Annotated in this window: 15 protein-coding genes and 1 tRNA gene; 13 read left to right on the top strand and 3 right to left on the bottom strand. The window is 41.2% G+C overall.

What is annotated here, in order from left to right; translation table 11 throughout:
• The first annotated feature begins 48 nt into the window (after positions 1–48).
• The 3 genes from DY200_RS04175 (at position 49) to DY200_RS04165 (ending at position 1,377) form a co-directional block, all read left to right on the top strand.
• The gene (locus DY200_RS04175; protein WP_039196471.1) at positions 49–438 is read left to right on the top strand and encodes a RidA family protein; all 390 of its coding nucleotides are present in this window, start codon (positions 49–51) and stop codon (positions 436–438) included.
• A gap of 27 nt (positions 439–465) precedes the next feature.
• Entirely contained in the window at positions 466–1,203 is a 738-nt protein-coding gene (gene pgeF / locus DY200_RS04170) for a peptidoglycan editing factor PgeF (protein ID WP_115587028.1), read from the top strand.
• A gap of 97 nt (positions 1,204–1,300) precedes the next feature.
• A tRNA-Ile gene (locus DY200_RS04165) sits at positions 1,301–1,377 on the top strand.
• A 45-nt stretch (positions 1,378–1,422) separates the two neighbouring features.
• Here the strand turns inward: DY200_RS04165 and DY200_RS04160 are convergent.
• Positions 1,423–1,653, bottom strand: coding sequence for a YceK/YidQ family lipoprotein (locus tag DY200_RS04160; RefSeq protein WP_005613725.1), 231 nt, complete (start codon positions 1,651–1,653; stop codon positions 1,423–1,425).
• A 114-nt stretch (positions 1,654–1,767) separates the two neighbouring features.
• Between DY200_RS04160 and leuB the strand changes: the two genes are divergently transcribed.
• Positions 1,768–2,850, top strand: a complete 1,083-nt coding sequence (leuB, locus tag DY200_RS04155) for a 3-isopropylmalate dehydrogenase (protein WP_115587027.1) — start codon at positions 1,768–1,770, stop codon at positions 2,848–2,850.
• Between the two features lie 123 nt (positions 2,851–2,973).
• Here the strand turns inward: leuB and msrB are convergent, their stop codons facing one another.
• Positions 2,974–3,369: a peptide-methionine (R)-S-oxide reductase MsrB gene (gene msrB / locus DY200_RS04150; RefSeq protein ID WP_005619026.1), complete on the bottom strand. Its 396-nt coding sequence runs from the start codon at positions 3,367–3,369 to the stop codon at positions 2,974–2,976.
• 222 nt (positions 3,370–3,591) lie between these two features.
• Here msrB and gap point away from each other — a divergent pair, with 222 nt between their 5' ends.
• From gap to DY200_RS04115, 7 genes are all read left to right on the top strand, one after another.
• A complete protein-coding gene (gene gap / locus DY200_RS04145; protein WP_005619027.1) occupies positions 3,592–4,596 on the top strand; it encodes a type I glyceraldehyde-3-phosphate dehydrogenase in 1,005 nt (334 codons plus the stop codon).
• Between the two features lie 195 nt (positions 4,597–4,791).
• Positions 4,792–5,844: a rod shape-determining protein gene (locus tag DY200_RS04140; protein WP_115587026.1), complete on the top strand. Its 1,053-nt coding sequence runs from the start codon at positions 4,792–4,794 to the stop codon at positions 5,842–5,844.
• A 116-nt stretch (positions 5,845–5,960) separates the two neighbouring features.
• A complete protein-coding gene (gene mreC / locus DY200_RS04135; RefSeq protein ID WP_005596505.1) occupies positions 5,961–7,010 on the top strand; it encodes a rod shape-determining protein MreC in 1,050 nt (349 codons plus the stop codon).
• On the top strand, positions 7,010–7,498 hold the full coding sequence (mreD, locus tag DY200_RS04130; RefSeq protein WP_005596506.1) for a rod shape-determining protein MreD: 489 nt from the start codon (positions 7,010–7,012) through the stop codon (positions 7,496–7,498). Before mreC ends, mreD begins: the two co-directional genes overlap by 1 nt.
• Before the next feature lie 12 nt (positions 7,499–7,510).
• On the top strand, positions 7,511–8,851 hold the full coding sequence (locus DY200_RS04125) for a replication-associated recombination protein A (RefSeq protein ID WP_115587025.1): 1,341 nt from the start codon (positions 7,511–7,513) through the stop codon (positions 8,849–8,851).
• An 81-nt stretch (positions 8,852–8,932) separates the two neighbouring features.
• Positions 8,933–9,718 (top strand): zinc ABC transporter permease subunit ZnuB, encoded by a 786-nt coding sequence (gene znuB / locus DY200_RS04120; RefSeq protein WP_115587024.1) that lies wholly within the window; start codon positions 8,933–8,935, stop codon positions 9,716–9,718.
• Between the two features lie 178 nt (positions 9,719–9,896).
• Positions 9,897–10,694: a class II glutamine amidotransferase gene (locus DY200_RS04115; protein WP_115587023.1), complete on the top strand. Its 798-nt coding sequence runs from the start codon at positions 9,897–9,899 to the stop codon at positions 10,692–10,694.
• 79 nt (positions 10,695–10,773) lie between these two features.
• Here DY200_RS04115 and metX read toward each other — a convergent pair whose 3' ends face one another.
• Positions 10,774–11,850 carry a homoserine O-acetyltransferase MetX gene (metX, locus tag DY200_RS04110; RefSeq protein WP_115587022.1) on the bottom strand — a complete coding sequence of 359 codons (1,077 nt, stop codon included), beginning with the start codon at positions 11,848–11,850 and terminating at the stop codon, positions 10,774–10,776.
• Positions 11,851–12,141: 291 nt separating this feature from the next.
• Here metX and DY200_RS04105 point away from each other — a divergent pair, with 291 nt between their 5' ends.
• The gene (locus DY200_RS04105) at positions 12,142–12,831 is read left to right on the top strand and encodes a SanA/YdcF family protein (protein ID WP_115587021.1); all 690 of its coding nucleotides are present in this window, start codon (positions 12,142–12,144) and stop codon (positions 12,829–12,831) included.
• A 259-nt stretch (positions 12,832–13,090) separates the two neighbouring features.
• A complete protein-coding gene (locus DY200_RS04100; protein WP_115587020.1) occupies positions 13,091–23,731 on the top strand; it encodes a YadA-like family protein in 10,641 nt (3,546 codons plus the stop codon).
• Positions 23,732–23,739: the final 8 nt, after the last annotated feature.

Here is a 23,739-nt window from a genome sequence, read left to right as displayed (position 1 = left end):
ATTATCATTAAACGCACTATTTTTCATTACTAAAAGAAGGAATTCACTATGACTAAAGTTATTCATACGGAAAAAGCACCGGCGGCAATCGGTCCATACGTACAAGCGGTTGATTTAGGTAATTTGGTTCTAACATCAGGACAAATTCCGGTTAATCCGCAAACGGGCGAGATTCCAACTGATATTACGCAACAAGCGCGCCAATCATTAGAAAATGTCAAAGCGATTGTTGAACAAGCCGGTTTAAGTGTGGCGGATATTGTTAAAACAACCGTTTTTGTCAAAGACCTGAATGATTTCGCAACCGTTAATGCTGAATATGAAGCGTTTTTCCGTGAAAATAATCATCCGGCATTTCCGGCGCGTTCTTGCGTTGAAGTCGCTCGTTTACCGAAAGATGTCGGTTTAGAGATTGAAGCGATTGCGGTACGCAAATAAGCGGTCATTTTTAGAGAAAATTTTGCAATGAAAAACATTACGCCCAATTGGCATGCGCTGGAACATATTCGTGCTTTTACTACCGTTAGAACAGGTGGTGTTAGCCAACCCCCTTTTGATAGCTTTAATTTAGGTGATCATGTCGGTGATAATCCTAAGGATGTGAAACAAAATCGCCGGTTATTGGTAGAGCAGTTCGGCTTGCCGCATTTTCCGCTATTTTTAACGCAAACACACAGTACTCGTGTGATTCGCCTACCGTATGACGGTGATAATTTGGAAGCGGATGCGGTTTATACCGATCAACCGAATCAGGTTTGCTTAGTGATGACGGCAGATTGTTTGCCGGTACTTTTCTATAGTAAAGACGGAAAAGAAGTCGCGGCGGCTCATGCCGGATGGCGAGGCTTGTGCGATGGTGTATTAGAAAATACGGTAGCGGAATTTGCTTGTTCGCCGACGGATATTTGTGCATGGTTAGGGCCGGCAATCGGTCCAACTAAATTCCAAGTCGGCAAAGAAGTGATTGAACAGTTTTGTGCCTTTGATCCGCAAGCGGAGCAGGCATTTGTTGTTGACCCGACAGCAAGCGGTAAATTTTTAGGAAATCTTTACCAAATTGCTCGGCAGCGATTACGTAAACTTGGCATTACCGAAATTTCCGGCGGAGAGCATTGTACCGTGACCGAACGGGAAGATTTTTTCTCTTATCGACGAGATAAACGGACAGGACGTATGGCAAGCCTTATTTGGCGTACGGAATAAAGTGTAATTTATTCGCTAGTATGTTTTTTATGCGGGTGTTTGCCTAACGCTAGACGAACACCCAAAATTTCCCTATAATCCAACCTCATTTCTTTATCCCCCCTTAGCTCAGTCGGTTAGAGCAGGCGACTCATAATCGCTTGGTCACTGGTTCAAGTCCGGTAGGGGGGACCAACTTAACTTTTCTATTTTATTCTTCTCTAAGCTATTCCTTATTTTTTATTGGCTTAAGGTTACCGGCAATATTAAGGTATCCAATACAAAACTGAGTGGTAAATCGACAACTGCCGGAATACTTAAGATTCCTCCGTTTTGGATTGTTTCAAAGTCTTTAGTCACTCCGGCATAAACGGAATAATCGCCCTCAGTTAGGCTGACAATCGTGCCGCAAGCGGTCAAATTTTGGCTCAAAATTGCCAATGACAGTATTTTTAACAATGATGTTTGCATATTACCTCTCTCATCACACGGCATTCTAAATCAAATTTCATCATTTCCCACCCAATAACCGAAATTTTAAGGTAGAATGTTTAAATCTTTACATAACAATAAGAGGATATTTATATGCAAACTTACAACATTGCGGTTTTAGCGGGGGACGGTATTGGTCCTGAAATTATGGCTCAGGCGATCAAAGTGCTTGAAGCGACACAGCAAAAATTCGGTTTTAAATTAAATTTTAATCATTTTAATATCGGCGGTGCGGCAATTGACGCACAAGGTAAAGCGTTGCCGGAAAATACCTTAAAAGGTTGTGAAGAAGCCGATGCGATTCTGTTTGGTTCTGTGGGCGGGCCTAAATGGGTAAATTTACCGCCGGATGAACAACCGGAGCGTGGTTCATTACTTCCGTTACGTAAACATTTCAAATTATTCTGTAATTTACGTCCCGCCACTTTATATAAAGGTTTAGAGAAATTCTGTCCGTTGCGAGCGGATATTGCGGCAAAAGGCTTCGATATGGTTGTAGTACGAGAATTAACCGGCGGCATTTATTTCGGTCAGCCGAAAGGACGTGAGGGCGAAGGTTCGCAGACTAAGGCGTTTGATACCGAAGTTTACTATAAATATGAGATTGAGCGTATTGCGCGCGTTGCTTTTGAATCTGCAATGAAACGTAATAAGAAAGTAACGTCTATTGATAAAGCAAACGTATTGCAAAGCTCAATTTTATGGCGTGAAACGGTAAGCGAAATTGCAAAAGATTATCCGGAAGTAACGTTAGAACATATGTATATTGATAATGCGACAATGCAACTCATTAAAGCACCGGAAAGTTTTGATATCTTATTATGTTCGAATATCTTCGGCGATATTATTTCGGATGAGGCGGCAATGATTACCGGTTCAATGGGTATGTTGCCGTCTGCAAGTTTAAATGAAGATGGTTTCGGTTTATATGAGCCGGCGGGCGGTTCGGCACCGGATATCGCCGGTAAAAATATTGCGAATCCGATTGCACAAATTTTATCGGCGGCAATGATGTTACGCTATAGCTTTAATTTAAATGAAGCGGCGGATGCGATTGAGGCGGCGATTCAAAAAGCGTTAGCGGAAGGCTATCGCACAGGTGATTTAGCGAATAAAAATACGCCAGTTTCTACCAGTGAAATGGGCGATATTATTGCGAGAAATATTTTATCGTAACTAGTGAATTATTTCGTATAAACAAGCGGTCGAAATTTGAAAATAATTTGCAAAAATTCTTTAAATTTCGACCGCTTGTCTTTATGCTTAATGTAGAAAATGATATTTAATTTATAAAATTAATTAACCGTCAATTTCTTCACCGGTTTCATCCCATTTAAAGTTGAGTGCGATGGAATTCAGGCAGAAGCGTAAACCGGTCGGTGGAGGGCCGTCATTAAATACGTGCCCCATATGCGAATCGCAGTTACCGCAGCGAATTTCGGTACGGTGGCGACCTAAACTATAGTCGTCCAAATAGCGTAATGCGTCGTCTGAAACTGCTTCGTAGAAGCTAGGCCAGCCGCAGCCGGCATCAAATTTTGTATCCGAACGGAATAGGGCGTTATGGCAACGGGCGCAGCGGTAGGTTCCTATGCGATTTTCATTAAGAAACTTGCCGGAATATGGCATTTCCGTACCATGATTAATCAGAATTTCAACCTGTTCTTCCGTTAGTTCGTCAATATCTTTAATCATTTTCACTCCTAAGATAGAAATTATTCTCCAATTCTACCGTTTTTTTACCTCTTTAGCGTTACAAATTTTGAAATTTTGACATAGATCACAAAAAATTTATCTGTTATATTGGATTGCGTTCTTTTAGTTGAAAGGCATATTAGAATATGTGCTATAATCCTTGCACTTTCAGAGTATGGAAGAACGAATTTTGTTTAACTTTAAATATAGGTGAAAAAATCTATGGCTATTAAAATTGGTATTAACGGCTTCGGTCGTATCGGTCGTATCGTGTTCCGTGCAGCGCAACTTCGTGATGATATCGAAGTTGTAGGTATCAACGACTTAATCGACGTTGATTACATGGCTTACATGTTAAAATACGATTCAACTCACGGTCGTTTCAATGGTACAGTGGAAGTTAAAGACGGTCAATTAGTAGTTAATGGTAAAGCGATTCGCGTAACTTCCGAGCGTGATCCTGCTAACTTAAAATGGAATGAAATCGGTGTTGATATCGCAGTTGAAGCAACCGGTTTATTCTTAGACGACGCAACAGCACGTAAACACATTACTGCAGGTGCGAAAAAAGTTGTTTTAACCGGTCCGTCTAAAGATGCAACACCTATGTTCGTTAATGGTGTAAACTTCGATGCATACGCAGGCCAAGATATCGTTTCTAACGCTTCTTGTACAACTAACTGCTTAGCACCGTTAGCTAAAGTCATCCACAATAAATTCGGTATTAAAGAAGGTTTAATGACTACAGTTCACGCAACAACTGCGACACAAAAAACTGTAGATGGTCCATCAGCGAAAGACTGGCGCGGTGGTCGTGGTGCTTCACAAAACATCATTCCTTCATCAACAGGTGCGGCGAAAGCGGTAGGTAAAGTATTACCTGCATTAAACGGTAAATTAACCGGTATGGCTTTCCGTGTTCCGACAGCAAACGTTTCTGTAGTTGATTTAACAGTGAACTTAGAAAAACCTGCTACATACGAAGAAATCTGTGCGGAAGTTAAACGCGCTTCACAAGAAGAAATGAAAGGCGTGTTAGGTTATACTGAAGATGCGGTAGTATCAACAGACTTTAACGGTGCGGTTGAAACTTCGGTATTCGATGCTAAAGCAGGTATCGCATTAACAGATACTTTCGTAAAATTAGTATCTTGGTACGATAACGAAACAGGTTATTCAAACAAAGTATTAGACTTAGTTGCTCACGTTTATAACTACAAAGGCTAATTAATTAGTTTCTGATTTGAAACGCCACTCCAAAAGAGTGGCGTTTTTTTGTTTAAATGCAAGTAATTTTCTTTTACCTAAATTATTCATTGAAGTTTAGTAGGCTTTTTTGTTATATTTACAAATAATTTTTTGCTCCATTGTGAGCATTCTTTTTTTATTATCGCAACTCCCAAATTCAATGGATTCCTCTATATGTTTAAAAAATTTCTAGGATTGTTTTCTAACGATCTTTCTATCGATCTTGGCACGGCAAACACATTGGTTTATGTGAAAGGTCAAGGTATTGTTTTAGATGAACCGTCAGTCGTTGCCGTACGTCAAGACCGTATCGGTTCTTTAAAAAGTATTGCGGCGGTAGGTTCGGATGCTAAATTAATGCTTGGTCGTACGCCAAAAAGTATTACTGCGATTCGTCCGATGAAAGACGGTGTAATTGCTGATTTCTTTGTTACGGAAAAAATGTTACAGCACTTCATTAAACAGGTGCACAGTAATAATTTTATGCGTCCTAGCCCACGCGTATTGGTGTGTGTGCCGGCAGGTGCAACGCAAGTGGAACGTCGTGCGATTAAAGAATCTGCAATCGGTGCCGGTGCTCGTGAAGTGTATTTAATTGAAGAACCGATGGCGGCGGCAATTGGGGCGGGATTACCGGTACATGAAGCGACAGGTTCGATGGTTATTGATATCGGCGGCGGTACGACGGAAGTTGCGGTACTTTCATTAAACGGTATTGTTTATTCGACATCCGTTCGTATCGGCGGCGATAAATTAGACGAAGCGATTGTCGCTTATGTACGTCGCCATTTCGGTTCTGCAATCGGTGAAGCGACTGCCGAGCGTATTAAGAAAGAAATTGCGATGGCGATTATTCGTGATGAAGACGAAGTGCGTAAAATGGAAGTACACGGTCATAACCTTGCCGAAGGTGCGCCGCGAACATTCGAATTAAATTCAACCCACGTATTGGAAGCAATCGAGCAACCGTTAAACGGTATTGTAGAAGCGGTAAAATCCGTATTGGAACAATGTCCGCCGGAGCTTGCTGCGGATATTTTCGAGCGCGGAATGGTATTAACCGGCGGCGGTGCGTTATTGAAGAATATCGATGTTCTGCTTTCTGAAGCAACGGGTGTAACGGTAATCGTGGCAGAAGATCCTTTAACTTGTGTTGCTCGCGGCGGCGGTAAGGCTCTTGATATGATTGATATGCACGGCGGCGATATCTTTAGTAGCGATGAATAAGCCGACTATTTATTGATATGAGTATTTACGATGGATAATGGCAGTGAAATGTCCATTATCCATTGTTTATTATCAATCTCCATCTCTCACTCATTTACTTCTCAAAATAGTGAACAATGAAACCAATTTTTGCTAAAGCCCCGTCATTAGGCGTACGTCTATTTCTTGCTATCGTCATTTCTATCGTGCTTATTGCTTTTGACGGTAGAAGCAGCGCGATCATTCAATTCCGTAATATGCTGGAAACTGCAATAAGCGGTCTATATTATTTTGCAAATACGCCGCGTTCCGTATTAGATGGAGTGAGTAACAACTTTATTGATAACAATAAGTTGCAGATGGAAAATCATGTTTTAAAAGAACAGTTGCGAGAAAAAAATGCGGATCTACTTTTATTAGATCAACTTAAAGTAGAAAACCAGCGATTACGTTTATTACTGAGTTCGCCGTTACGCCAAGACGAATATAAAAAGATCGGCGAAGTCTTAACCGCCGAGATGGACGCTTATCGCCAACAAGTGATTATTAACCGAGGAAAAAGTGACGGTGCCTTTGTCGGTCAGCCGATTATTGATGAAAAAGGTGTGGTAGGTCAGGTTATTTCCGTTGGTGAGAAAAGTAGTCGAGTATTATTAATTACGGATGTGACTCACGCCGTGCCGGTGCAAGTATTGCGTAATGATGTTCGCGGTATTGCGAACGGTACGGGGCATAACGACGAGCTTTTTATTGATAATTTACCTCGTTCGGTTGATGTAATCAAAGGCGATGTGTTAGTTACTTCAGGTTTAGGCGGCAGATTCCCCGAAGGCTATCCGGTTGCGATTGTCGAAGCGGTAACCAATGATACGCAAAGCCAATTTGCTCGTATTGTCGCTCGTCCTCTCGCATCTTTTGATCGCTTAAGATATTTGCTCTTATTATGGCCTACCGGCGAAGAATTACGTAAAGCGCAAAGTTTATCGCCGCAACAAGTACGTGATGTGGTGGAAGAAAGACGTAACAGCTTAAATCCGTTAGAACGCTTAAAAGAGAAGAAAAAAGAAGAAGTTAAAGAGGAAAGCAAGGAAGAATTATTAGACGGTTCGGATGAGAGTATCAATCCGGAAAGCCAGTTTGAATTGGATAACGAAGAAAATAATCATACAGAGCAAGGAGCCGAGTAATGCGTACGAATCCATTGTTTCAGATTTTAGTATTACTTTTAATTTTTATTATTGCTTTTGTATTGGAAATTATGCCATGGCCGGTCGGGTTGCAAGGTTTACGTCCAAGTTGGCTCGTACTGGTACTTATCTATTGGGCGTTGGCCTTACCTAATAAAATTAGTGTCGGAACGGCATTTGTTGCCGGTATCGTTTGGGATCTAATTTTAGGTTCTATTTTAGGCATTCATGCATTAGTATTATCTATTGCGATTTATTTTGTGGCGAAACATCATCTTATTTTGCGTAACTTATCGCTTTGGTTACAGGCGATTTTGGTGATGCTTTATGTGATACTTATCCGTTTCATGATCTTCTTTGTTGAATTGGTATTACATAGCGCCGAATTTAATACTCAAGAAATTTTAGGTGCGATAATCAGTGGGATTTTATGGCCATGGATCTTCTTACTTATGCGCCAAATTCGTCGTCAGCTCAGATTACGTTAATGGAGTATGACTATGAGTAGTCTATCCTTTGATTTTTCAGCAGATTTTAGACCGCTACCCGCCAGAATGCGTCCTCGCACATTGGCGGAGTATATCGGGCAATCTCATCTTGTCGGAGAAGGTAAACCGTTACGTCGTGCGATAGAAGCGGGACATTCTCATTCTATGATCTTTTGGGGACCTCCCGGCACAGGTAAAACGACGTTGGCCGAAATTATTGCACATCATTTTGATACGGAAGTGGAACGCCTTTCTGCGGTTACCAGCGGTGTGAAGGAAATCAGAGAAGCGATAGAGCGGGCTAAGCTCAATAGACAAACCGGCAGACGAACATTACTTTTTGTCGATGAAGTACACCGCTTTAATAAAAGCCAACAAGACGCTTTTCTGCCGCATATTGAAGACGGCACCATTATTTTTATCGGTGCGACAACCGAGAATCCATCCTTTGAATTAAATAACGCCTTACTTTCTCGTGCAAAAATTTATATTTTGAAGCCATTGCAAGTGGTCGAAATTGTGCAAGTTTTAACAAATGCCCTCTACAATAAAGAACGAGGATTAGGCAATGAAAGCTATTACATCGAAGATAATGTGATTGAATTACTCGCCGATTACGTAAATGGGGATGCGAGATTCGCTTTAAATTGCTTAGAACTGATGTCGGATATGGCAGAGATTTCCCCTCAAGGAAAACGCCTGAATAAAGCATTGTTAGCCGAAGTATTGGGAGAGCGACAAGCGCGCTTTGATAAAGGCGGCGATCGTTACTATGATTTAATCTCGGCATTGCATAAGTCGGTACGGGGCTCATCACCGGACGGCGCGTTGTATTGGTATGCGAGAATTTTAACCGCAGGCGGCGATCCTTTGTATGTTGCGCGCCGATTATTGGCAATCGCTTCGGAAGATATTGGCAATGCTGACCCTAGAGCGATGCAAGTTGCGATTAACGCTTGGGATTGCTATACCCGAGTTGGGGCTTACGAAGGTGAAAGAGCGGTTGCGCAAGCGGTGATTTATTTGGCGGTTGCGCCAAAAAGCAATGCGGTTTATAACGCTTTCAATGAGGCGAAACGTCTTGCGAAAGAGGGCAAAGATTACGATGTGCCGGAACATCTGCGCAATGCACCGACTAAGTTGATGAAATCGTTAGGTTACGGTGAAGAATATCGTTACGCACATCATGAACCGAACGCTTATGCCGCCGGCGAAAACTACTTCCCGCCGGAATTAAAAGATACGGTATTTTATCACCCGACGGAACGGGGAATGGAAAAGCAAATTAAGGAAAAATTGCAGTGGTTAAAAGCACAAGATCAATCCAGCTTGCAACAACGTTACAAGCGGTAAAATTTTAAGATTTTTTTGCAAAATTTTAGAGAAATCGGACCGCTTGTATTTTACTGAACAATAAAAACAATAGAGAGAGAAATGTTTGAAATTCTATTCCCAGCTTGGCTGGCCGGCTTATTATTGGCATTTATTACCGCCCCGCTAGGGGCTTTTGTGGTATGGCGCAAAATGGCCTATTTCGGCGATACGCTTTCTCATTCCGCATTACTTGGTGTCGCACTTGGTATCTTTTTACAGATTGATCCTTATATTGCGGTTATTGTAATGACTCTGATTTTAGCTATGTTACTGGTATGGCTAGAGCATAAAACCGCTTATTCTTTAGATACGGTATTGGGAATTATCGCACACTGTAGCTTATCGTTGGGGGTAATTACCATTAGTTTGCTTGATAATGTTCGTGTTGATCTGATGTCGTATCTATTCGGTGATTTACTGGCAATTGATTTTGACGATGTGGCATTTATCGGTAGCGGAACGTTATTTATCGCCGGTGTATTAGGCTATTTTTGGAAAAAACTACTTTCCATTACGATTAGCCCCGAATTAGCGCAAATCGAAGGATTGAATGTGGTGCGCTTACGTCTGTTGTTGATGTTGCTTACCGCATTAACCATCGCATTAAGTATGAAATTTGTCGGTGCATTGATTATTACTTCCTTATTAATTATTCCTTCGGCAATTGCTCGTCGTTTTGCCAAAACGCCGGAAGCGATGGTCGGATATGCGATTATATTCAGTATTGTTTCCATTACGGGGGGATTACTGTTCTCCGCATGGAAAGATACGCCGGCGGGGCCTTCCGTGGTCGTTTGTGCCGGCGCAATCTTCTTACTTTCTCTCTTTAGAAAAGAGAAAGTATAGCGGTTAGTGAAGAAAATTAATTCATATAGCAAAATAAATATAAATAATGACTACAAGCTATAAAATTTTTGATCTGCCTCTATTGAATTATTTTTAGGATTTGCAACAATATATCCGTTAGGCCAGCTAGCCAGCTGGTCTTTCTTTTTTATCACCCTACCTAACGAAGAATAAATTTATGTGTCAATTACTCGGAATGAATTGTAACACCCCAACGGACATTACCTTCTCCTTTGAGGGATTTCGCCGCCGCGCCGGTTTAACGGATCAACATACGGACGGTTTCGGTATCGCGTTTTTTGAAGGTAAAGGCGTACGTATTTTTCGAGATAACCGACCGGGTGCTTCTTCGCCGATGGCGGATCTTGTCAGTCAATATCGTATTAAATCGTTCAATGTGATTGCACATATTCGTAAAGCCACCCGAGGCGATATTAATTTAGAAAATACACATCCGTTTATTCGAGAGTTATGGGGCGAAAACTGGGTGTTTGCACATAACGGAACGGTTGAGGGCGTAGGGGTTTGTGAGGAATGTCATTATCAGCCTATTGGAACGACGGACTCCGAAGCCTCATTTTGCTGTTTAGTGTCTCAGCTTAGAGAACGTTTCTTAAAAAAACCGAGCGAGAAAGAAATTTTTGATGCGGTTGTAGAAATTACTTCCGAAATTGCCAAACACGGCGTATTTAATTTTATTTTATCGAACGGACATTGGATGATTGCTCGTTGTTCGACCAATCTACATTATGTAACACGTAAAGCACCGTTTAGCACGGCATTACGTGATGATGACGTAGAAATTGATTTTAGCAAATACACCACCGCAAATGATAAAGTCACGATTATCACGACACAACCGCTTACCAAAAACGAAAAATGGGTCAAAATGAAAAACGGCGGCTATGCGTTTTTTAAAAACGGTGATTTAATCGAAGAAATTGAAGGAACATTACCTGAACAAACACACGTGTAGTGTAAAAATTCCATAAAAAAATGACCGCTTGTTATTTATTGCAAGCGGTCTTTTTTTATCTGTTTTTAGCAAACGGAAATTAGGTTTCCGTTTGTAATCCTTTTCTGATCATCGGCTCAAAGAAATCATAATCGACTAAGAAAGCATCATGCCCGAAGTTGGAATGAAATTCGTGATAATCCACCTGCACGCCGGCAGCTTCTAAACGCTGTTTACTTTTTAGTACATCAATTTGCTTAAATAGCTGATCACTGGTAATCGCAACCAAAGTGTAATTTGCTTTAATTCGTTTTAACGCATCAATTTCATGTTCATAGCCTAATGCCGGATCATATAAATCCAAAGCGCGTAACAAACGTAAATAGCTGTTGGCATCAAAGCGATCTAAAAATTTTACTCCCTGATAGCTCAAATACGATTCCACTTGAAAATAATCGCCCCAAATTTCGGTTTGTTGCTTCATTTCACGCCCGAAAGCACGGGCTAATTGTACATCGGTACGATAAGTCAGCATACCGAGCATACGAGCGATTTTTAAACCGTTATCCGGCGGTAAACCGCCATAATAATCGCCGTGATTAAAATGCGGATCATTAATAATCGCTTGGCGCATCACGTGATTAAAGCCGATAGCCTCCGCACTTAGCGTGAGTGAGGAACATAAATTAATGATATTGCTCACGAAATCTGGATAGCTAATCCCCCATTGTGTCGCTTGCATTCCACCGAAAGAACCGCCGACTACCGCATGTAAATGACCAATGCCTAACGCATCGAGCAAAGCCTTTTGTACTTCGACAATATCTTGCACCGTAATAATTGGAAATTGACTTCCGTAAGGCTTACCTGTTTGAGTATTAATAGAGGACGGACCAGTCGTACCTTTACACCCGCCAAGTACGTTAGAACAAATAAAAAAATAGCGATCCGTATCGAAAGCTAATCCCGAACCGATAAAATCCTGCCACCAACCTTGTTCCGGTGCATTTTTATAAGGTTCGGCATCGCCGGTGAGCGCATGGCAGAGTAAGACGACATTACTTTTATCCGTATTTAGCGTACCGTATGTTTGGTAAGCGACATCAATAGGCGAAAGCGTTCCGCCGAGTATCAGGGAAAGAGGTTTTTCTGAAAAAAGAGTAATGCTATGCGCCATGGCTTTTCCTAAGGTTACAAAATTTTGCGAAAATCAGACCGCTTATTATTATCAGTATAGACGTCTAAACGCCTAAAAATAAGCATAAATTAATCTCCAAACGGCACTTTGTCAAGAAAATTTAGCCGTCTAAACGTCTAGAATTCTGATTAAAGTTAAACTTGCAATTTCATATAGCTAAGCTATGCTAAAATTTTGAACCTTTTAGAACTTATGTAGTCTATCGGTGGTCAAATAAGTAGATACTTAAAAATTAGACCGCTTGTTCTTCATGAAACAAATGGAAATCGAATGGAATTAACTCAAGCAACAGAAAGTTTGCCGAAGTCGTCTTTGCGGAAAAGATGTCTTTTAATCTGTCCGCGTATTGCGTTAGTCAGCTTTGGAATAGTGTTTCTTTTAAGTATTACTGTTTTTGTTATTGATTATGCGACGGGTATTTATGTAAAAGATAATATTTATACCGATATTGAAAAATTACCGAAACATCGAAATGCCGTTGTTTTAGGGACATCGAAATTTTATGCAAAGGGTACACCGAATTTATATTATAAATATCGTTTAGAAGCTGCCGTGCAATTAATTAATAAAGGTAAAGCGAAAACATTATTGGTTAGCGGCGATAATAAGACGCCTTATTATAACGAACCGAAAGTAATGTTAAACGATTTATATAAGATGGGCATTCCGAAAAATATGATTGAACAGGATTTTGCCGGATACCGTACCTTAGATTCGATAGTCAGGGCAAGTAAGGTATATAAATTAGAACCCTTTATTATCGTATCTCAGCAATTTCATTGCGAGCGAGCGTTATTTATTGCTAAATATCATAATATTAATGCCGTTTGTTTTGCGGCTAAATATCCCGAAGGGCATATTAAAGTCAGATTAAGAGAATTTTTGGCAAGAATCGGTATGATTTGGGATTTCCTAGTTTGGACCAAGCCGGAAACATTAGATAAAGTAAAATCGAAATAGAGATAAAAGTACTAAATTCAGGTTCTCATTTAAATGGTGTGAACAAATATATTTAATATCGTTATTATTTTTTAAGCTGATTCATTTTGAATCGGCTTTTTTTATAAAGCGTATGATACAAAGGGGAGATAAACTGTAATCTATGTAAATTTTGTTGAGTTGTTGTTTGGTTAGCTTAAAATTAGACAATCTATATCTTATATTGATTTATAACATATAAAGTATAGATAAATCATTTTTTTGAAGTAAGGATTTTGTAATGAATAAAATTTTTAAAGTAATTTGGAGTCACGCAACACAAACTTTTGTCGTGGTATCTGAATTAACACGTAGTAAAAGTAAAGCGAAAGCTTCGGTTTCTGATGCGAAGAAGAATGGAGTGTCTTCTGTAATTGGAACAGGCTTTAAATTAAGTGTTATTTCTTCCTTATGGATTTCTACTATTTCTGTAGCGTATGCGGCTGTGTCTATTGAAGCTGCTTCGGATGACAAAGTTAGTCAGGGTAGTGCAACAGCAGTAGGAACTCAATCCATTGCCATAGGAAAAAATGCAGGTAAACAGAGACCTGATGGTGATAAAGCTTCTGATGGCGATAATAATACCAATCACACAGATAACGATTATGAAAAATTAAGTACTCAGTACCTCAAGGATAATACTCGTGAAAAAAATAACTTAATTTCAATGGGGACCTATGCCTTTGCGGCAGGTCATGATTCTATCGCAATTGGTACTAATGCCCAAGCTGTATATGAGAATAACTACAATGAATCTGATGCAAGGATGACTAATAATTCAAAAAGTTCTAATAACGGTGGTGCCGTTGCTATCGGTTTCCAAGCTATTTCACGTGGCGACCAATCCGTTGCATTAGGTTCGAGAGCTGCTGCTCGTAATCGTCAAAGTGTAGCGATTGGTAATGACTCATTTGCATCAGGTGTCGGTTCCGTGGTAATTGGGGGAGATGATTCATCTTATGTTCCGGGAAGTACTTTCTTAAACGGCTCAACGGATTATGGCGGTTATAAAGTTGAAACAGGCTTTAATCCTAATCCGGATAAAAATTATGCACCATGGTATAGACCTTCTGCAGCAAGTGGCAATGGTGCAACCGTAGTCGGTGTACATAGCCAGGCTTTAAGTAAAGGCTCAACGGCTATCGGGGTTGCCGCAACTTCGGGGGACGGCGGTAAAACATCACTTGTGAGAGATGATACTGTAGAAGGTGGTATTAAAGATATTGATCCTAATAAAAATATCGAAGCTACGGCGGTAGGTGCATTAGCACATGCACGAGATAGAAATACTACAGCAGTAGGTCATGCAGCTAAAGCATATAGCGATTATTCAACTTCTATCGGTGATGATGCTGTTGCGGAAGGTAAAAACTCGTCTGCAATAGGTAAAAGCTCTTATGCGCAAGGCAATTATTCTGTCGCTATCGGTAACGCGGAAGATACAACAAATGCGGATCGTGTAAATGCCACAAAAGTCATTGCTAATGGTACTCGTGCGATAGCTATTGGTACAACGGCTCGTACAGATGCACCTGATACAATCGCTTTTGGTACTCGTACCGAATCAACAGTAGGTGGAGCAATCAGTATAGGTTTTGAAGCTAAATCTAAAGCATTAGATGCTATTGCGATTGGTTCTCGTACGCAAATTACTAATGATCAAGCAGAAGGCGGTATTGCGATTGGTAATCAGGCTGGTACGCAAGGACTTAAAAAATACGGTGTAGCAAAAGTTGATGTGGCAAGTACTGGGTATAAGCAGCAAAATTTTGCTAAAAATATAGATGGTGCACAACAAGACAAGATTGAAATGGGGACTAATGCCTATGCTTATGGGCATGACTCTATTGCGATTGGTACTCGCTCACAAGCAGTATTTAATGATGATGCTGATGGCACATCTAGAAATTCTTTAAATAGTGGAGCTATTGCTATTGGTTACCAGACTATTTCTAACGGAGATCAAGCAATATCTTTAGGTTCGCGTGCTGAGGCTCTTAACCGTCAAGCAATGGCATTAGGTAATGATGCTTTTGCTTCTGGTGTTGGTGCAATTGTAATTGGTGGTGATGACTCATTACCTCATGGTTCAGGTGATACTGCTGGATATCAATTAGATATAGGTCTTATTGCTATTAAAGACAATAAAGAAGTCAAAAAATATAGAGAATCAGCGGCAACCGGTAATGGTGCAGTTGTAGTTGGTGTGCATGGTCAAGCGTTAAGCGACGGCTCAACGGCAATTGGTGTGGCAGCTACGGCTGGTAGTGGCGGAGATAAATCTTCAGTTGTAAAAGATGGCAAAATTGTTGGTATTGATAGTAAGAAAAATATTGAAGCCACGGCAGTTGGTGCAAAATCACATGCAAAAAGTGAACATACAACAGCGATCGGTTATGATGCGGAAGCACTTGGTCTAAATTCAACAACAGTTGGTGCGGAATCAACAGCTGAATCTACAAATTCATTTGCAGGCGGATATAACGCCACTGCAAATGGTACGAATTCAACTGCAATCGGTTCATCAGCACAAACTAAAGGCGATGATGCCATTGCAATCGGTACAGGCGCAAAAGCATTAAATACTAATACTATTTCTATCGGTACGGGAAATACGGTAAATGGTGCAAACTCCGGTGCAATCGGTGACCCGACAGTTGTGAATGGAACTAATTCATATAGTGTGGGTAATAACAATGTTCTTGCTTCAGATAATACATTTGTACTAGGAAATAGCGTTACATTAAATACAAATGCAAAAAATAGTACGGTAATAGGTAACCAAAATAATATTAATTTAATTGGTACTGCGGATGAGACTGGATATGTAAATATTCAAGGTGATCATAATACGATTAATGCTGCTAGAGGTATTGGAATTCTTGGTAACAATAATATTGTGCAGAATGTGACGCATGACGTATTTATTTTAGGTAATAATGTCAAAAAAACCGCAAATGACTCTGTTTTCTTAGGGAGTGTTTCCGGATATGTTGTAGCTGGTGAAACAACTAAAGGCTTAGAAAAGACATATACATCTGATACGGTGAATGGTAAGGCAGTCCAATTTGCCGGTGGAGAGGTTACTGCGGGTGTTGTAAGTGTTGGTGGTATAAATGAGAAAGGAGAAAAATTAACTCGTCGTATCCAAAATGTAGCACCGGGCTTAATCTCAGATCAATCGACGGATGCAATTAACGGTAGCCAACTTTATGCGGTGGCAGAAGCATTAAAAACGAATATTCCTGAAAGTAAATGGAATATTAAAGAAAATTCTACTCAAAAAGATGTAGTAAATAGTGGCGATAATGTTAGCTTTGCTAATGGTGTCGGCACAACAGCATCAGTTGAAGTTTCCGATGCAGGAAAAACATCAACTGTAAAATATTCTGTTAATAAATCAGATTTAAATGTTGCTCAAAATGGTACTGTAACTGCTGGAAATAAAGGTGATAACTTTGCTACAGCAGATCAAGTTGCTGATGCGATTAATAAGTCTGAAAAAACTACTGTTATTAATAATAGTACAACAATTACTGCTACCCCAACGACAACTGGTACAGTTACAACTTATGATTTAGATCTTTCTAAAACAACGAAAGATGATATTCAAAAAGGTGTTGATGCTCATACTACAGTTACGACAAAAGGTCTTACTTTTACTGCGGATGCAGGTACTCCTACTGAACGTAAATTAGGAGAAACACTAGCAATTAATGGCGATAAGACTTTAATTAATACAACCGTCGAAGCAGGTAAAGTTTCTGTTGCTGCAACTAAAAAATTACAGGATGCAGTAGTAAGTGCAGAAAGTGCGTTACAAGAAATTGTAACGACCGTAAATGGTACGACTGCCCAAACAGTTAATAAAAATAGCAATAAAGCTAACTTTATCAACGGTAAAAATATCGAATTAACTCCATCTACAACAGGTATTACAGTTGCAACGAAAGAAAATGTTGATTTTACAACCGTAAATGCAACCACAGTAAATGCGACGACGGTAAACGGTGATACGATTAAATCAGGCAATGTAGTGATTAACCAAGATGGTATTAATGCCGGCGATAAGAAAATTACGCATGTAGCTGACGGTAATGTTACTAACGATAGTAAAGAAGCGGTAAATGGTAGCCAACTTTATGCAACTAACCAAAATGTAACTAATAATACCAACAATATTGCGAAAAATACGGCGGATATTGCTAAAGGTACTGTTTATGCCGGTGACTATGCTAAAGATGACTCGGTGAAAAATGAGTTTACTCAAGCATTAGGTAATCAAACCAATGTTGTAGGGGGCGCATCTAAGGATGATCTGTCAGACAAAAATATTGGTGTTGTATCGAATGGTGCAAATACATTAACCGTAAAACTAGCAAAAACTTTAGAAGGTTTAACTAGTGCGACTTTCGGTAATGATGCAAATGATCACACCGTTATTAACAAAGATGGTGTGACCATTACGAACGGTACGGATCCAAATAAAACTGTGAGTTTAACTGACGGTGGTTTGAATAACGGCGGTAATAAAATTACTAATGTTGCGGAAGGTAAGGCTGGTACGGATGCGGTGAATGTAGATCAGCTAACTAAAGCGATTACAGATAGCGCATATAACTGGAATATTTCTGATGGTACGAATAATACAGCGGTACCGGATAGCGGTACGGTTGCGGTGAAAGGTTCAGCGAATGCGGATTCTGTAAATACCGTCGGCGTTGTGACAGAACTTGAAGGAACCAATGTTAAAGTTGATTTAAGCCAAAAAGCGAAAGACGATATTGCGAATGGTCAAAAACACAGTTCTGTAGCGGGTGATACTAATTTTGTAGTTACTCAAACAACTACAAATCCGGAAGGTGGTAAACAGTATGATGTAAAACTGGCTGATACGGTTGTTATCGGTAAAGATAAAACTAATGGTGGTAATCCGGTAACTATTAATGGTACAACCGGTGAAATTAGTGGCTTAACCAATACGACTTGGGATCCAGATACTAAATATGAAGGTGGTAAGGCTGCAACACAAGAACAGTTAAAACTAGTTTCTGATGAAGTACAAAAAGGTTGGAATATCCAAGCCAATAAGGATACGGCAACCAAAGTGGCTCCGGGAGATACGGTTAAATTTATTGATGGCGAAAACATCAAAATTACCCGTACAGGTAATGATATTACCGTTGCTACGGCAAAAGACGTGAAATTTGATAGTGTGAAGGTAGGCGACAAAGTCAGCATTAATAACGACGGTATTAACGCCGGTGACACCAAAGTAACGAATGTGACGAACGGAACGTTAGCGGCGGATAGTAAAGATGCGGTAAACGGTAGCCAACTTTATGCGACAAATCAAAATGTCACGAACAACGCGGCTAATATTACGAAGAATGCGGACAATATTGCGAAAGGTACCGTGTATGCGGGTGACCGATTAGACACAGCTGTAACGGGTAAAACCAATAACTTTACTCGTGCGTTAGGCGAGCAAACGAATGTAGTAGGTGGCGCAACAGGCGAACTTTCGGACAATAACCTAGCGGTTATCTCGAACGGTACGGATACCTTAACGGTGAAATTAGCCAAATCTTTAACCGATTTAACCAATGCGACATTTGGTAGTACCGATACGGATAAAACGGTCATCAATAAAGACGGCGTGACGGTTTCATCAGATAAACCTGAGAAAGAGGTCAGCTTAACGGATAAAGGCTTAAACAACGGTAATAACCAAATTACTAATGTGACAAGCGGCTTAGTTAAACGTGACGGTAATCCGGTTGAGCTATCGAAAGCGGAAGGTGATGTATTAACTAATGCAGTCAATGTAGGTGACTTGAAAACAACCGTAACCAATCTTACCGAAGAAGGTAAAGGCGGCGGATTCGGTTTAACGGCGGAAGATAATAAAGACGTTAAAGCGGATTTAGGTAAAACGGTTAAAGTACAAGGTGACGGCAGCGTGAAAACTACTGTCGTAGAGAAAGACGGTCAAAGCGCGCTTCAAGTTGGCTTAACAGAAAATGTGACTGTAGGCGGTCAAGACAAACCGGGTACGATTACCGTTAAAGGCGAAAACGGCAAAGACGGCGTAACTTTAAACGGCAAAGACGGTTCAATCGGCTTAACCGGTGCACCGGGTAAAGACGGCCAAGATGCACAAGCGACGATTAAAGTGGTCGATGGCACGAAAGGTCTGGACGGTAATAACGGTAAAGACGGCGAATCTAAGACGCGTATCGTTTACGAAAAACCGAACGGTGGCGGTGAGGAAGAAATCGCAACGCTTAACGACGGCTTAAACTTTGTCGGTGATAAAGGTCAAGTTATTCAGAAAAAACTGAACGAAACGTTAGCGATTAAAGGTAACTTAGATGCGGCGGCAGTTGTTACTGATAAGAACTTACGTGTAGATAACGATAAAGGCAAAAATGGTGAGTTAATCATCAAGATGGCGAAATCGTTAACGGATTTGACCAATGCGACATTCGGTTCGGATGACAGCAGCACGGTTATTGGCGGTAACGGCTTAACGATTACACCTAAAGCTGGTGACAAAGTGAGCTTAACCGATAAAGGTTTAGATAACGGCAATAACACCATTACCAATGTGAAAGCCGGTGAAAATGATACGGATGCGGTAAACGTTAGCCAGTTAAAAGAAGTAAAAAACACGGCTAATGCCGGTTGGAATATTTCGGCGAACGGTCAAAATGAAACGAATGTGGCACCGAAAGGTAGTGTGAGTTTCAATAATACGGACGGCAACGTTGTCATTACTAAAGCGGCGGACAATAACAATGTCACCTTCAACCTAAACAACGATTTAACGGTCGGTGGTCCTGCGGGTAAAGACGGCAAGGACGGTAAAGACGGTACAATCGGTGTGAAAGGTAAAGACGGCACAACCGGCGTAACCTTAAACGGCAAAGACGGTTCAATCGGCTTAACCGGTGCAAAAGGTGCTGACGGCAAAGACGGTGCGAATGCGACTATCACGGTTGCAAACGGTCCGGTTGGCGTAGATGGTACGGACGGTAAAGATGGCAAAGACGGCATGACCCGAATTGTTTATACTGACCCGAAAGGTACGACACACAATGTCTCTACCTTGAACGACGGCTTAAACTTTGTCGGTAACCAAGGCGATACGATTGCTAAGAAACTGAATGAAACCTTAACTGTGAAAGGCGACTTGGCAAATAATGCGGCGGCAAGTTCAGAGAACTTACGCGTAGATAGCCAAGACGGCGCATTAGTGGTGAAATTAGCCCAAAACTTAGCGAACTTAACGACCGCGACATTCGGTAATACGGATACGGATAATACGGTGGTAAGCAAAGACGGTGTGACGATTTCATCAGATAAGCCTGAGAAAGAAGTCAGCTTAACGGATAAAGGCTTAAACAACGGTAATAACCAAATTACCAATGTGACAAGCGGTTTAACCGACAGTACAGGCCAAAAATCCGATTTAGCGAATGCAACGACGACAAATGCAGTGAATGTGGGTGACTTAAAAGACACCGTAAACAACCTCACTAACGCAACCACCGGCGGCTTTGGCTTGAAAGACGATAATAATACCGAAGTGAAACAAGACTTAGGTAAGACTATCCAAATTAAAGGTAAAGACGGCGTTACGGTCACATCAGATGTTGCTAATAAGTCATTAGAAGTCGCTTTACAAGGTGATGTCACGGTAAACGGTAAGGACGGTAAAGACGGTTCAATCGGCGTGAAAGGCGCAGATGGTAAGGACGGCACTAAAATTACTAAAGATGCGGTGGTGTTTAACGGTGTAGATGGCAAAGACGGTAAAGACGGTCAAGTGTCAATCAAAGTTGAACAAGGCGAAAAAGGCATTGCCGGCAACGATGGTGCAAATGGTACAACCAAAACCCGTATCGTTTACGAAAAACCGAACGGTGATAAAGAGCAAGTGGCAACGCTTAACGACGGCTTAAAATTCGTGGGTGATACGGGTGAAGTGATTGCGAAGAAACTGAACGAAACGTTAGCGATTAAAGGTAACTTAACTGCGACGGCAGCTGTTACCGATAAGAACTTACGCGTGGATAACGAAAACGGTCAGCTTATCGTTAAGATGGCGAAATCGTTAACGGATTTAACCAATGCGACATTCGGTTCGGATAACAGCAATACAACTATCGGCGGTAACGGTGTGACGATTACCCCTAACGGTGGTGATGCAGGCAATACCGTCAGCTTAACCGATAAAGGCTTAAATAACGGTAACAACCAAGTGACGAATGTCAGCACCGGCTTGAAAGACCGTGACGGCAATAACGTAACCTTGGCGAATGCAAGCGGTGACGTACTCAATAACGCAGTAAATGTCGGCGACTTAAAAGATTCGGTGAACAACTTAACCAACGCAACTACCGGTGGTTTCGGTTTAACGGATGAAAAAGGTAATGATGTTAAAGCGGATTTAGGCAAAACTGTGACGGTTCAAGGTGACGGTAGCGTGAAGACGGAAGTTGTTGAGAAAGACGGTAAGAAAGCACTTCAAATCGGCTTAACCAATAACGTCACTGTGGGTAACGATAAAGAACCGGGTACGATTACCGTTAAAGGTGAAAATGGCAAAGACGGCGTTTCTATCAGCGGTAAAGACGGTATCGGCATTAAAGGTGAAAATGGTCAAGATGCAGTATCTATCAACGGTAAAGACGGTGACGGTACGGTTGCGGTGAAAGGCAAAGACGGTAAAACCGGCGTAGCTTTAAACGGTAAAGACGGCACAATCGGCATCAACGGTAAAGACGGCTCTAACGGCACTATCACCGTTAAACAAGGTAAACCGGGTGTAGATGGTAAAGACGGCGAAACGAAAACGCGTATCGTTTATGAAACCAAAGACGAAACCGGCAAACCGACTACTGAAGAAGTGGCAACGCTTAACGACGGCTTAAACTTCGTGGGTAACGACGGTAAAGTGATTGCGAAGAAACTTAACGAAACTTTAGCGATTAAAGGTAACTTAAGTACGGCGGTTAAAGACGTGACGGCAAACAACTTACGTGTAGATAACGTAGGGGACGAGCTTATCATTAACATGGCGAAAGCATTAACCGACTTAACCAGCGCAACTTTCACTAACAAGGATGGCAATAAGTCTGTGGTTGATGGTAACGGCTTAACTATTACGCCTAAAGGTGGCAATGCAAGCAATACCGTAAGTTTAACCACTACCGGCTTAAATAACGGCGGTAACAAAGTTATTAACGTTGCAGCAGGTGACGTGAACGCAAACAGTACGGATGCGGTAAACGGTAGCCAATTGTATGCGGTCAGCGAAGTGGCGAATAAAGGTTGGAACATCCAAACTAACGGTAACGATACAACCAACGTTAAACCGGGCGATACCGTGAACTTTGTAAACGGTGACAACATCGCAATTACTAACGATGGAACTAAAGTCACTGTCGGCTTAGTGAAACAAGTTGATTTAGGTAAAGACGGTAGCATCAAAGCCGGCGATACCCTCGTGAACAATGAAGGTGTGAAAGTCGGTGATAACGTGAGTTTAACCAAAGACGGTTTAAAAGCTGGTAATGTGACCATTTCAGCAACAACCGGCATTAATGCTGGCGACAAACAAATCACCAACGTAGCAAGCGGTTTAGGCGGTAAGAAACTGTCGGAAGCTGAGGGTGATACTTTAACCAATGCGGCGAATATCGGCGACTTACAAACGGCGGTGTCTAGCGTAACGGATGCCTCACAAGGCGGCGGTTTTGGATTAGCGGATGACAACGGTCAAGAAGTGAAACAAAACTTAGGTAAGACTATCCCTGTGAAAGGTGACGGTAAGAACATCAGTACGGAGGTAAAAGACGGTGCATTAACCGTGAACTTGAACAAGGATGTGGACTTGGGTAAAGACGGTAGTCTCACAATCGGTGATACCACTATCAATAATGATAAAGTGAAAGTGGGTGATGTTACTGTATCGTCAAACGGTAAAGTGAGCGGCGTAGCTGACGGTGATATTTCACCGAATAGTACGCAAGCGATCAATGGTTCGCAGCTTTATGATGCAAACCAAAACATTGCTAACTACTTAGGCGGCGGTTCTAAACTTGATGATAAGGGTAATGTAATTGCTCCGACTTATACGATTACCAAAGTTGATGGCAATACAACGACTGCAAATAATGTCGGTGATGCAATTACCAACTTAAATAACGAAGTGGTTAAACCGCTAACCTTTGCTGGTGATACGGGTGCTGCTTCTGAGCGTAAACTTGGTTCTACCGTAACAATTAAGGGCGGTGTACAAGATTCTTCTAAACTCTCTGAAAATAATATCGGGGTAGTTTCTGATGGTAAAGGTACGCTTGCTGTTAAATTGGCTAAAGATATCAAAGTTGATTCAGTAGAAGCGAAAACTGTAAATGCAAATACAGTAAACGCTAATACCGTAAAAGCGGGCGATACGACGATTAATTCTGATGGTGTAACTATCAAAGACGGTCCAAGCGTAACCAAATCGGGTATTAACGCTGCAGGTAATCGAATTACTAACGTTAAAGCTGGTCAAGCCGATACGGATGCAGTGAATGTATCTCAATTAAAGGGTGCGGTTGGTTATGTAAATCAACGTATCAATAAAGTGAACAAAGATTTACGTGCAGGTATTGCGGGTGCGAATGCAGCGGCAGGCTTACCTCAAGCTTATATGCCTGGTAAATCAATGATGGCCGTCGCGGCGGGTACTTATAAGAACGAAAGTGCATTAGCGGTAGGTTATTCACGTTCAAGTGATAACGGAAAAGTTATCTTGAAACTTCAAGGTAACGCTAATACACGAGGCGACTTAGGTGGTTCTGTCGGTGTAGGTTATCAGTGGTAATTAATCGG

This window comes from Actinobacillus lignieresii (assembly GCF_900444945.1).
GTDB classification, from domain to species: domain Bacteria; phylum Pseudomonadota; class Gammaproteobacteria; order Enterobacterales; family Pasteurellaceae; genus Actinobacillus; species Actinobacillus lignieresii.
Note: the sequence above shows the minus strand (reverse complement) of the source record. Positions and strands in the feature narration are given on the sequence as shown.

Coding starts and splice junctions, on each gene's coding strand:
- DY200_RS04175 (WP_039196471.1), top strand. CDS start 49: ATGACTAAAGTTATTCATACGGAAAAAGCACCGGCGGCAATCGGTCCA.
- pgeF (WP_115587028.1), top strand. CDS start 466: ATGAAAAACATTACGCCCAATTGGCATGCGCTGGAACATATTCGTGCT.
- DY200_RS04160 (WP_005613725.1), bottom strand. CDS start 1,653: ATGCAAACATCATTGTTAAAAATACTGTCATTGGCAATTTTGAGCCAA.
- leuB (WP_115587027.1), top strand. CDS start 1,768: ATGCAAACTTACAACATTGCGGTTTTAGCGGGGGACGGTATTGGTCCT.
- msrB (WP_005619026.1), bottom strand. CDS start 3,369: ATGATTAAAGATATTGACGAACTAACGGAAGAACAGGTTGAAATTCTG.
- gap (WP_005619027.1), top strand. CDS start 3,592: ATGGCTATTAAAATTGGTATTAACGGCTTCGGTCGTATCGGTCGTATC.
- DY200_RS04140 (WP_115587026.1), top strand. CDS start 4,792: ATGTTTAAAAAATTTCTAGGATTGTTTTCTAACGATCTTTCTATCGAT.
- mreC (WP_005596505.1), top strand. CDS start 5,961: ATGAAACCAATTTTTGCTAAAGCCCCGTCATTAGGCGTACGTCTATTT.
- mreD (WP_005596506.1), top strand. CDS start 7,010: ATGCGTACGAATCCATTGTTTCAGATTTTAGTATTACTTTTAATTTTT.
- DY200_RS04125 (WP_115587025.1), top strand. CDS start 7,511: ATGAGTAGTCTATCCTTTGATTTTTCAGCAGATTTTAGACCGCTACCC.
- znuB (WP_115587024.1), top strand. CDS start 8,933: ATGTTTGAAATTCTATTCCCAGCTTGGCTGGCCGGCTTATTATTGGCA.
- DY200_RS04115 (WP_115587023.1), top strand. CDS start 9,897: ATGTGTCAATTACTCGGAATGAATTGTAACACCCCAACGGACATTACC.
- metX (WP_115587022.1), bottom strand. CDS start 11,850: ATGGCGCATAGCATTACTCTTTTTTCAGAAAAACCTCTTTCCCTGATA.
- DY200_RS04105 (WP_115587021.1), top strand. CDS start 12,142: ATGGAATTAACTCAAGCAACAGAAAGTTTGCCGAAGTCGTCTTTGCGG.
- DY200_RS04100 (WP_115587020.1), top strand. CDS start 13,091: ATGAATAAAATTTTTAAAGTAATTTGGAGTCACGCAACACAAACTTTT.